The organism is Pseudomonas sp. (assembly GCF_030696055.1).
Classification (GTDB): domain Bacteria; phylum Pseudomonadota; class Gammaproteobacteria; order Pseudomonadales; family Pseudomonadaceae; genus Aquipseudomonas.
Map to the genome: position 1 here is coordinate 1 of NZ_JAUYNP010000034.1, position 11,324 is coordinate 11,324.

The following is an 11,324-nucleotide window of genomic DNA, read 5'->3' on the forward strand; positions in this document are numbered from 1 at the left end:
CAACTTCGGTATGGGCGTGGTGTCCGGCCTGGTTATGGCCTACCAGTTCGGCACCAACTGGAGCGCGTTCTCCGATTTTGCCGGGGCGGTGACCGGGCCCTTGCTGACCTATGAGGTGCTCACCGCCTTCTTCCTCGAGGCGGGCTTTCTCGGCGTGATGTTGTTTGGCTGGCACCGCGTCGGCCCGGGCCTGCACTTCTTCTCCACGGTGATGGTGGCGATCGGCACCCTGATCTCGACCTTCTGGATCCTCGCCTCCAACAGCTGGATGCACACCCCTCAGGGCTTCGAGATAGTCGACGGGCGGGTGATCCCGGTGGACTGGCTGGCGGTGGTGTTCAATCCCTCCTTCCCCTATCGCCTGCTGCATATGGCCACCGCGGCCTTCCTCGCCACCGCCTTCTTCGTCGGCGCCTCGGCGGCCTGGCACCTGCTGCGCGGCCGGGATAACCCGGCGATCCGCAAGATGCTCTCGATGGCCATGTGGATGGCCCTGCTGGTGGCGCCTATCCAGGCCATGATCGGCGACTTCCACGGCCTCAATACCTTGAAATACCAGCCGGCGAAGATCGCCGCCATCGAAGGCCATTGGGAAAACCATGGCAGCGAACCGACCCCGCTGATCCTGTTCGGCTGGCCGGATATGGACGCCGAGCAAACCCGCTTCAAGCTGGAGATCCCGGCGCTGGGCAGTCTGATCCTGACCCACAGCCTGGACCAGCAGGTGCCGGCGCTCAAGGAGTTCGCCAAGGAGGACCGGCCCAACTCGACCGTGGTGTTCTGGACCTTCAGGGTGATGGTCGCCCTCGGCATGCTGATGATCCTCACCGGCCTCTGGGGCCTGTGGCTGCGCAGCCGCGGCACGCTGTTCGAGAACCGCGCGTTCCTGCACCTGGCGGTATGGATGGGGCCATCTGGGCTTATCGCCATACTCGCCGGCTGGTTCACCACCGAGATCGGCCGTCAGCCCTGGATCATCTATGGCCTGATGCGCACCGCCGATGCCTCCTCCGGGCACGGCCTGGCGCAGATGAGCCTGACCCTGGCGCTGTTCGTGGTGGTGTATTTTGCCCTGTTCGGCGTGGGCATCGGCTATATGTTGCGCCTGGTGCGCAAAGGCCCGATCACCGACGAAGGCAAGGAAACCCTCGAGGGCGGCCCTGGCCACAAACGCACCCCGTCGCGTCCGCTGTCCGCGGCTGACGATGACTTGGATGAAGAAGGCTTGGATGACGGCGACACCGACTCGCCGGCTGAGAGGAACTGAATATGGGCATCGATCTTTCCTTGATCTGGGCCGTGATCATCGCCTTCGGGGTGATGATGTACGTGGTGATGGACGGCTTCGACTTGGGGCTAGGCATCCTCTTCCCCTTCGTCAAGAGCGCGGGCGAACGCGATGTGATGATGAACACCGTGGCGCCGGTGTGGGACGGCAACGAGACCTGGCTGGTGCTGGGCGGCGCGGCGCTGTTCGGCGCCTTCCCGCTGGCCTACGCGGTGGTGCTCAGCGCGCTGTACCTGCCGCTGATCTTTATGCTGCTGGGGCTGATCTTCCGCGGCGTGGCCTTCGAGTTCCGCTTCTAGGCCAAGGCCAGCAAGCGGCATATCTGGGACAAGGCCTTTATCGGCGGCTCGCTGACCGCGACCTTCTTCCAGGGCGTGGCGCTGGGGGCCTATATCGACGGCTTCGAGGTGGTGGACCGGGCCTATGTTGGCGGAGCCCTGGACTGGCTGACGCCCTTCTCGCTGTTCTGCGGCCTGGCACTGATCGCCGCCTACGCCCTGCTCGGTTGCACCTGGCTGATCATGAAGACCGAAGGCCGCCTGCAGCAGCAGATGCACGATATGGCGCGGCCCCTGGTGTTCGTTCTGCTCGGGGTGACCGGCATCGTCAGCCTGTGGACGCCCCTGGCCCATGCCGAGATCGCCCAGCGCTGGTTTAGCCTGCCCAATCTGTTCTGGTTTATGCCGGTGCCTTTGCTGGTGCTGCTGTGCACCTGGGCGCTGCTGCGGGCGGTGGCACGCAACGCCAACTACTCGCCGTTCCTGCTCACCCTGACCCTGATCTTCCTCGGTTACAGCGGCCTGGGCATCAGCCTGTGGCCGCATATCATCCCGCCTTCGGTGAGCATCTGGGACGCCGCCGCGCCGCCGCAGAGCCAGGGTTTTATCCTGGTCGGCGCGCTGTTTATCATCCCCTTTATCCTGATGTACACCGCCTGGAGCTACTACGTATTCCGCGGCAAGGTGCGGGAAGAAGATGGCTACCACTAAGGGTCGTGCGATGAGCGATGCGGATAAGCCAAAGCCGCTGTGGCAACGCCTGGGTTGGTTGATCGCGATCTGGGCCGGCAGCGTGCTGGCCCTGGGCCTGGTGGCCGGACTGCTGCGCCTGTTGATGCGGGCGGCGGGGATGGGGACGCCGTAGAAAATCCGTAGGTTGGGCTGAGCTCCGCGAAGCCCAACGCGGTGCCTGTTGAGGGGCGCTATGTTGGGCTTCGTCGCGATGCTCCTCAACCCAACCTACATCGCTGGCCGTTAACCTGCTTGGTGGGTTACGCGCATCCATCTGCCGTGGGTGGTTTTGCTCGCAGTGGCACGTGCCGCTAACCCACCCTACGGGGTGACGTGCTCTTGCCTATTTAATTGCTTTAAGCACCACAAACTTAGGCGTGGCCGCCACCTGTTCGACGCCGCGGAACAGGCGTTTGAGTTTGGCGTGGTAGCCCAGATGGCGGTTGCCGACTATCCATAGCTCGCCGCCCGTGACCAGGGCGGCGCGGGCTTGTTGGAACATGCGCCAGGCGAGGAAATCGCCGACCACCTGCTGCTGGTGGAAGGGCGGGTTGCACAGCACCAGATCCAGGGAATCCGCCGCCTGCTCGGCCAGGCCGTCGCCGGCGCGGATCTCCACCGGGCGTTCGCCACAGGCCGCGCGCCAGTTGGCGGCGGCCGATTGCACGGCCATATAGGATTCATCCACCAGGCACAGCTCGGCTTGGGGGCTGCCCAGGGCGTAGGCGATACCCAGCACGCCATTGCCGCAACCCAGGTCCGCCACGCGCAGGCGGCTGAGGTGCTTGGGCAGGTGGGGCAGGAAGGCGCGGGTGCCGATATCCAGGTCGTCGCGGCAGAACAGATTGGCGTGGTTGAGCAGCTCGATGGCCGGCTTATCCAGGCGATAGCGGGTCGGGTAGGGCGAGACCGGGACAGCTTTCACCTCGGGCGTGGCAATTAGCAGGCGGGCTTTCTTGACCGCCAGCGCGGCCTGCACCGGGCCTATATAGCGTTCCAGCAGATCGCCGGCGGCGCGCGGCAGGTGCTTGATCATGGCGCCGGCTAGCACCTGGGCGCCGGGGGCGAGCTGGCCGTGCAGGCGGATCAGTTGTTCCTCCAGCAGCGCCAGGGTCTTGGGCACGCGAAGCAGCACCAGGTCGAAGGGCCCCTGGGCCGTGGCGCTGGCCGGGACAAACTGCACCGCGTCCGCCGGCAGCCGATTGCGCGCCAGATTGACCTGCAGCCCCAGGTAACCCAGGTGCGAGTCGCCGCTGCTGGTCAGCTGGACTTTGCCCGCCAGGCTGCAGGCCAGGGCGCCGAAGTTGTCGTTGAGCAGCAGCACCCGCGTATTCGCGGCCAGGCCCTGTTCGGCCAACTGCTTGAGCAGGTACTCATCGGCGGCGTCGAAGGCTTGCAGCGGCTCGTGCGGCTGGTCGGGCTGGCGGATCAGGTCGAGTTGGGCAAAGGCTGTAGCGAATATAGGCATATGGACTGCTGGTATTTGTTAAAACCTGTTTACGATCTGCTGCGCGTCGGCCATCCGGCGTTAAAAACAGCCTCGGAAAGCCGCTTGCGGCTAACGCGCTTTAGCGCGACCCGAAGGGCGAGCGAAGCGAGTTATGCTCATTTACAGCTCGTAAACTCCGCTTCCGCGGCGCTTTGACCAGCCACCGGCTGTTACTACGTAGCGCCTTGTCTGGCTCTAGCTCGCGAGGTCGTAAACAGGTTGTCAGGGACGTTTTGCAGGAAACTGCAAGCAACGCAATAGGAGTGAAGTATGACCGTCAGCGAGGACAAGTTCACCCGGCAAAGCCTGACGGCTATCCAGGTCTGGTCGCCTAGCCTGTTCAGCCTGCGTTGCGGCCGTGATCCGGGCTTTCGCTTCCGCCCCGGGCAGTTCGCTCGCCTCGGCGTGCCGAAGGCCGACGGCAGCGTGGTGTGGCGTGCCTATTCGATGGTGTCGGCACCCCATGACGAGTTTCTCGAATTCTTCTCCATAGTGGTGCCCGGCGGCGAGTTCACCTCCGAGCTGAGCCGGCTCAAGGTGGGCGACAGCCTGCTGGTGGACAAACAGGCCTTCGGTTTTCTCACCCTCGAGCGTTTCACCGGCGGTCGTGACCTCTGGTTGTTGGCCAGCGGCACCGGCCTGGCGCCCTTCCTGTCGATTCTCCAGGACTTCGAGGTCTGGCGGCGCTTCGAGCGCATCGTGCTGGTCTACAGCGTGCGCACGGCCGGCGAGCTGGCCTATCAGCCGCTGATCCAGGGGCTCAGGCAGATGGAGCATCTGGCCGAGTTCGCCGACAAGTTGCTTTACCTGCCGCTGGTCACTCGCGAGCAGGCGCCCGGTTGCTGGCACGGGCGCATCACCAGCCTGCTGAGCAGCGGCGAGCTGGAGCGCGCCGCCGGCCTGAGCCTGAGCCCCACGTATTCGCGCCTGATGCTGTGCGGCAACCCGCAGATGATCGAGGACGCCCGCGCCCTGCTGAAACTGCGCGGTTTGCAGCTGAGCCTGACCCGCCGGCCGGGGCAGGTGGCGGTGGAAAACTATTGGTGATCGGCACTGGGCGGCTCGTCCTGCTCGACACTGGCACTGGCACTGGCACTGGCACTGGCACTGGCATCGGCGTCGGCTGAGCTGGCTTCGGCTTCGGCTTCGGCTTCGGCTTCGGCTTCGGCCCGGTGCGGCTCACCGCTGGGGGCGCAGAGCGGCAGGCGGATCGCAAAGCGCACGCCCCAGCCCAGCTGGCTGGCCACCTCCAGCTTGCCGCCGAGCACCCCGGTGACCAGGTTGTGCACGATATTCAAGCCCAGGCCGCTGCCGCCCTGGCCCAGGCGGGTGGTGAAGAAGGGGTCGAAAATCCGCGGCAGGTGTTCTTCGGCTATGCCGCGGCCATTGTCGGAGAGCGCCAGCTCGATCCAGCCGGGTTCGTAGGGGAAGGCATAGAGGCCGATCTTGCCGTGCTCCAGGCCGCTCAGGCCATGGATCAGGGCGTTATTGATCAGATTCACCAGGACCTGGCCGAGGGCGCCTGGGTAGCTGTCCAGCTCGATGCTGTCATCGATATTGCTGTCGATGACGAAGGGCGTCTTCTTCAGCGTGGGGCCCAGGGTGATCAGGATCTCCTTGACCACCTCGCTGAGCTGGAAGCGCCGGCGCTGGGCGCTGGCCTGGTCGACCGCGACCTGCTTGAAGCTGGTGATCAGCTCGCTGGCCCGGCGCAGGTTGCGCACCAGGATGTCGGTGGCGGTTTTATTGTCGAGCAGGAACTGCTCCAGCATCGAGCGCTTGAGTGCGCCCTTGCCGACCGCGGCGGCTATGTCCCGGCTGTAGTCTTCCAGGGTGCTGGCGGCCATCAGACTGTTGCCGACCGGGGTATTCAGTTCGTGGGCGATGCCGGCGACCAGGGAGCCCAGGGCCGCGAGTTTTTCGCTCTGCACCAGCTCGGTTTGCGCCCGTTGCAGGGTCGCCATGGCCTTGCTCAGGTCTTCGTTGCTATGGCTCAGGGCGTTGGTGCGCTCGGTCACGCGCTGCTCCAGGGTGGCGTTCAATTCCCGGTAGGCCAGCTCGGCGCGTTTCTGCTCGGTGACGTCTATGTCCATGCTGACGAACTGCAGGCTGCCGTCGGCCGCCGGGATGCTGAAGGTGGTGGTCAGCACGCAGATTTTCCGCTGTGGGCTGAGCTGCAGCTCGCTCAGGTAGGGGCCCACGGCATGGCCCTTGGCCGCCTGTTCTAGGCTGGCGATAAACAGCGCCTGCTGCCCCTGGCTGTGGAACAGCTGATCGAGGGTCTTGCCCAGCGCGGCTTCCCGGGGGATCTCGTAGATGCTTTCACTGGCGTGGTTCCACAGCAGGATATGGCCGCTGGCATCGAACCACTGCACGGCCACGTTGGGCGTGTACTCCAGGGTGGCGAGCAGGCGGTCCTCGCTCTCGCGCAGGCTCTGGGCGGTATCCAGCAGGGCCTGCTCGCGCTCATGGATGGCGCCGACCATGCGCTGCAGGCTGGTGCGCAGGGTGTTCAGCTCGCTGATGCTGCTCTGCTCCATGGGCCGCGCATAGTTGCCGTTGGCGATTTCGCCGACATGCCGGGTGAACTGCGAGATGCGCCTGGCCAGGCCCCAGCTGGTGCTGCCGGCGATCAGCAGGGCGATGCTCAGGGCCAGGCCGAGGGCGACCAGGATGCGCCGCCAGGTGGTGTTGATCAGCTCGCGGGTCTGCTCCTGGGGTTGCGCCACCAGCACCTGCCAGCCCGGGCCATTGACCTCGCGGGCCAGGCCGAGCAGCTGCTGGCCGTCGAAGCTGAACTCGCGCACGGCGGAGCCATACAGCACGGGCAGGTGGCCGAGGTTGAGCTGTTGCCCGGCCTGGGCGCTTTGCGAGTCGGCGATCAGCTGGTGCTGGCGGTCGAGCATGCGGATCTGCAGGCTGCCATCCTGGCTGAGCTGGCGCGCCAGCTCCGGCAGCGGGCTGATCGCCACCTCGCCGACCAGGGTGCGCAGGCCGACCGGCTGGGCCAGGGCCACGGCCAGGCGGGCGCTGACGGTGGAGAGAAAGCTGTTGGACCACACGGCTTTCTTGTCCAGCTGCGCCTGGCGCACGAAGTCCCGCGCGGAGATATCCAGGCCGTACAGGTTCTGCCGTAGCTTGCGCTGGCTGGCGGGTAGGCCGATGGCATTGATGCGGCCGTCGCTGTCGGTGAGGTAGATGGCCTCGTAGAAGTCCGAGCTGTCGGCGTAGGCGTCCAGCAGGGTCTGGATTTGCCCCTTGTCGAGCTGCGTGCTGCTGTGGAACAGCTCGGCCAGCGAGTTGAGCTCGCGGTTGGCGATGCTGAAGTGGCGCTCCAGCTGGCGGGCGATGGAGTCCGCGGCAAAGCCTTGGCGCTTTTCCACGTCGGCGCGCATCAAGGGCTCGTAGTACAGGCGAAACAGCAGGCCCACGGTCAGCACCGGGATGCAGGCGACCAGGATAAAGCGGCTGGCCAGGGTCAGCAGCAGCGGGCGGGTGCCACGCAGTTTATTCAAGGCTGCTAAAACGGCCATCACGTATCACCATGGGGTAGAGCCGACTTTCGCTGTCGCCGAAGTCATCGAAGATGATCGGGTGTTGCAAACCCTGGAACTGGCGAATACGCAGCAGGGCTTGCTTGGGCGACTCGCCGGGCAGGCTTTGCTGCAGCGCCGAGAGCAGCACCTGGGTGGCGTTGTAGCTGGTGACGGCCGCGGTATCTATGGCCTGGCCGAAGCGCGCGCGATAGCGCTGGGCGAAGTCGAGAAAGGCGCTGGACTGATCGTTCATGTCGAAGGCCTGGGCGGTGATGATGCCCTCGACGGCCCGCCCGCCCATTTCCGGCAGGGCATCGGCCGCGGCCCAGGCCGGGGTGGCGAGAACCAGCTGTGGGTCGCGCAGGCGCAGCTGGGTGGCCAGCAGGGCGGTGTCCAGCGCGTTGCTGATCAGCACCACGGCTTTGGGCTGGTCGGCCAGGGCCGCTTGCGCCAGGCCGGCGAAATCGGTCTGCGGGTCGCGGTTAAATTCCACCGTCAGACCTATTTCACCGCCGGCGGCGCGCAGGTGCTGGCTGAAGTCGGCGAGCCAGGGCCGGGTGTAGCTGTGGTTGCTCAGTTCGATAAGCACATTGATCCGCTGCCGGCCATAGTGGCGTTGCAGGTAGCTGGCGATATCGCGGGCATCCGGGTTGGCGTGGCTGAGAATGCGGAAAAACTGGTCATCGCGGCCGGCCAGTAGCGGGCTGAGCGGCGTGCCGCCCATCAGCAGGATGCCGGCCTCGGTGAATTGCGGCGCCAGTTGCTCGGCAATGGTGCTGGTCATGGGCCCGAGCACGGCCAGCACCTGCTCGGCGATCAGCTCGCGGGCGGCTTGCTCGGCTTGCGCCACGTTGAAGCCGTCGTCGCGGAACAGCAGTTCGATGGGCCGCCCCTGAATGCCGCCGCTGGCGTTGGCTTCCTCCACGGCCAGCTGCATGCCGTTGCGCCCGGCAATCCCCAGGCTGGCGCTGGGGCCCGAGACATCGACTATCACCCCCAGGCGGATGGGCGGCGCTGGCGCGGGTTTGTCCCCGCAGGCGCCCAGCAGCAGGCCGGCAGTGAGCGCCAGCAGACTGCGCCATGCGGCGTTAACGCACATAGTCATACTGGCCGTTGCGGATAACCGTCAGGTAGGTGGGGTTTTGCGAGTCGCCGAAGTCATCGAAGCGGATCGGCCCTTGCAAGCCCGGGTACTCGCGCTGGCGCAGCAGCGTTTGCTTCAGGGGCTCGTTGCGCGCTTGCCCGGCGATGGCCTGCAGCACCACCTGGGTGGCGTTATAGGTGGTCAGGGCGGGGAAGCCGGGTTCGAGGCCGAAGCGCTGCAGATAGGCCCGGCGAAAGGCCTGAAAGGCCGGCAGGCGGCTGTGCATGTCGATAAAGTTCGGCACTATCACCTCTTCCACCGCCTTGCCGCCCAGTTCCACCAGGCGGCCGGTACCGGCCCATTCCGCGGTGGCCAGCAGGGTAGCCGGCTGCAGCTGACGCAGCTGGTTGCTCAGCAGGGCCGCATCCTGGGGGCTGGTGATCAGCACCACCACCTGGGGCTGGCCGTGCAGGGCCTGGGCTGCCAGGGCGGCATAGTCGGTCTGGGCGGTGGAGGTAAAGCCGACCACCTCCTGGGTGACTCCGCCGTGCTCCTGAAAGAACCCGGAGAAGTGCCGGCTCCAGGATTCGCTATAGGCTTGGTTGCGCAGGTCCAGCACCAGGTTGGCGCTTTTCACCCCGCGCTGCAGAGCCAGGTACTGGGCCAGTTGCCGGGCATGTTCGACGTGGGTGCCGATGGTGCGGAAGAAATAGTCATCCTGGCCGCTCAGCGCATCGGTACTGACCGTGCCGGCCATCATCAGCACCTGCGCCTCATTGGCCAGCGGCGCGACGGCCATGGCTATGGCGCTGGTCATGGGCCCGAGGATGGCGGCGACCCGGGCCTGCAGCAGTTCGCGGGTCACCTGTTTGCCCTGTTCGGGGTCGAGCTGGTCGTCCTTGATGATCAGCTGCAGCGGGCGACCCAGGATGCCGCCGGCGGCGTTGGCCTGCTCCACGGCCAGCTGCACGCCATTGCGCCCCGCCGTGCCGAGCTCGGCATTGGCCCCGGACAGGCCGCCGATAAAGCCCAGGCGAAGCGGCTCCGGCTCGCCGCAGCCGCTCAGACTCAAGCCCAGGCTCAGCGCGATCAGCAGCGCCCGTGTTCTGGCCGCCAACATGCTGGGCACCTTCAGCTCGCCGGGGGGCTGATAAAGCTCAGCAGCGTCGACAGTTCGAGGGGCTTGGCGAATAGATAGCCCTGGCCCTCGTGGCAACCCATCTGCTTGAGCGTCGCGGCCTGGTCTTCCTGTTCGATGCCTTCGGCTATCAGTTCCAGCTGCAGGCTGCGGCCGAGCTGGACAATGGTTTCCACTATGCGCCGGCTGCCGTCGCTCTGCGCCATCTGGCGGACGAAGCTGAGGTCGATCTTCAGGCGGTCGACATTCAGCTGCTCGAGGTAACTGAGCGAGGAGAAGCCGGTGCCGAAGTCATCCACGGCGATGCTCACCCCCAGCCGCTTGATGCGGTTGAGCAGGTCGATCATATAGCCGGCATCCAGCGCGGCCACCGACTCGGTGATTTCCAGCTCCAGCAGCCCGGGATCTATCCCGCTGTCTTTAATGGCGCGTTCCAGTGTGTCGAGGAAGTTGGCCTGGCGGAATTGCACCACCGAGACGTTGACCGCCATGCGCAGCGGCTGGCCGCTGTGCTGGATGATCTGCTGCAGGTCGCGGCAGGCGCTGCGCAGCACCCATTCGCCGAGGCCTACGATCAGTCCGGAACTTTCCGCCAGGGGAATAAATTGCGCCGGGGCGACCAGCTGGCCGTCGTCCTTGCGCCAGCGCAGCAGGGCCTCCACCCCGATCAGCTGACGAGTCGCCAGGGACACCTGGGGCTGGTAGACGACAAACAGGCGCTCGCGTTCGAAGGCGCTACGCAGCTCTTGCAGCAATTGCACGCGGTCGCGGGTTTCCTGCTCCATGGCGCGGGTGAAATGGCTGATCCGTCCGCGCTGGTGCTGCTTGCCGTGCTTGAGGGCGATATTGGCCGCCTTCAGGGCCTCGCTGCCGTTGCCGTCGATCTGGTCCAGGCAGGTCAGGCCGATGGTGGTGGTGACGCGCTGGCTCAGTCCGACAAAGCTCAGGGGCTGATGGAACAGACGCTCGAGGGTCGCGGCGTTGGCCACCTGGTTGCCGGCGAGAATGCCGAACACATCGCCGGCCACCCGCGCCAGCAGGGTGCCGGCGGGCAGCTCCTGCTGCAGGCGTTCGACCACGGCGGCGAGCAGGGCGTCGCCGTGCTGATGGCCGAGGGTGTCATTGAGTTCGGAGAAACCATCGATATCGATCAGGACCAGGGTGCTCTCGCCCGGCGCCGCGCCGGTCAGGGCCCGGTCGAGGGCATGGATCAGCGCCAGGCGGTTGGGAATGTGCAGCAACTGGTCGTTATAGGCATGGTCCCTGAGCTGGCTGAGCAACAGCACGTTGTCCAGGGTGATGATGATATTGCTGCAGAACACCTCCAGCAGCTGCTGGTCCAGCTCGTTCAGCGCACGCTCGGTCTGCAGGTAGGCGGCCATATGGTGATGGCCCTGGCCGGGGAAGAACAGGGTGGTGGCATTATTGCCAAACAGGTTGCGCCGCTCATCCAGGGTCTTGCTCAGGGCGTGGGCGACGGCCTGGTTCGGCAGCTCGTCGAGCTGCTTGTGCATGCAGTCGGTGAGGCTGCCGGCGGCGGCCACTATCAGGGCATGGGCGGGGGAGGACTGGTGGTCGTAGGCGCACACCACGCCTTCCGGGGGCAGGCCGAGCAGGCCGCAGATCTGCGTGATGATGCCAGCGGCGAACTCGCTGACCCCCTGGCGTGCCAGTAGATTGCTGCTGGCGCGGATCACCATGCCCAGGCCGCGGCGACTGGCGTTGATGGTGTGGATCTGGTCGTAGGAGCGGATGGCGGCGGTCAGCGCGGTATACAGG

At 65.7% G+C, this 11,324-nt stretch carries 8 protein-coding genes and 1 pseudogene; 4 read left to right on the forward strand and 5 right to left on the reverse strand.

Going from position 1 to position 11,324, the window contains the following annotated elements:
* The 3 genes and pseudogenes from Q8Q83_RS01975 to Q8Q83_RS01985 form a co-directional block, all read left to right on the forward strand.
* A partial coding sequence (locus Q8Q83_RS01975; protein WP_305620663.1) for a cytochrome ubiquinol oxidase subunit I occupies positions 1-1,267 on the forward strand: 1,267 nt, incomplete at its 5' end.
* Positions 1,268-1,269: 2 nt separating this feature from the next.
* Positions 1,270-2,277: pseudogene (gene cydB, locus Q8Q83_RS01980) on the forward strand (cytochrome d ubiquinol oxidase subunit II).
* Positions 2,264-2,431 (forward strand): DUF2474 domain-containing protein, encoded by a 168-nt coding sequence (locus tag Q8Q83_RS01985; protein WP_305620665.1) that lies wholly within the window; start codon positions 2,264-2,266, stop codon positions 2,429-2,431. Before cydB ends, Q8Q83_RS01985 begins: the two are co-directional and overlap by 14 nt.
* 210 nt (positions 2,432-2,641) lie before the next feature.
* Here the strand turns inward: Q8Q83_RS01985 and Q8Q83_RS01990 are convergent, their stop codons facing one another.
* The gene (locus tag Q8Q83_RS01990) at positions 2,642-3,766 is read right to left on the reverse strand and encodes a class I SAM-dependent methyltransferase (protein WP_305620666.1); all 1,125 of its coding nucleotides are present in this window, start codon (positions 3,764-3,766) and stop codon (positions 2,642-2,644) included.
* Positions 3,767-4,057: 291 nt separating this feature from the next.
* On the opposite strand from Q8Q83_RS01990, the gene Q8Q83_RS01995 reads away from it, so the two are divergent.
* On the forward strand, positions 4,058-4,834 hold the full coding sequence (locus Q8Q83_RS01995; RefSeq protein WP_305620668.1) for a ferredoxin--NADP reductase: 777 nt from the start codon (positions 4,058-4,060) through the stop codon (positions 4,832-4,834).
* Here the strand turns inward: Q8Q83_RS01995 and Q8Q83_RS02000 are convergent.
* From Q8Q83_RS02000 to Q8Q83_RS02015, 4 genes are all read right to left on the reverse strand, one after another.
* Entirely contained in the window at positions 4,825-7,320 is a 2,496-nt protein-coding gene (locus Q8Q83_RS02000) for an ATP-binding protein (RefSeq protein WP_305620670.1), read from the reverse strand. The two genes, Q8Q83_RS01995 and Q8Q83_RS02000, sit on opposite strands and share 10 nt — an antisense overlap.
* Positions 7,295-8,428 carry an ABC transporter substrate-binding protein gene (locus Q8Q83_RS02005; RefSeq protein ID WP_305620672.1) on the reverse strand — a complete coding sequence of 378 codons (1,134 nt, stop codon included), beginning with the start codon at positions 8,426-8,428 and terminating at the stop codon, positions 7,295-7,297. Before Q8Q83_RS02005 ends, Q8Q83_RS02000 begins: the two co-directional genes overlap by 26 nt.
* The gene (locus tag Q8Q83_RS02010) at positions 8,412-9,527 is read right to left on the reverse strand and encodes an ABC transporter substrate-binding protein (protein ID WP_305620674.1); all 1,116 of its coding nucleotides are present in this window, start codon (positions 9,525-9,527) and stop codon (positions 8,412-8,414) included. The genes Q8Q83_RS02005 and Q8Q83_RS02010 overlap by 17 nt, the downstream gene beginning before the upstream one ends.
* Before the next feature lie 11 nt (positions 9,528-9,538).
* The coding region (locus Q8Q83_RS02015) for an EAL domain-containing protein (protein WP_305620676.1) at positions 9,539-11,324 on the reverse strand (1,786 nt) is incomplete at its 5' end.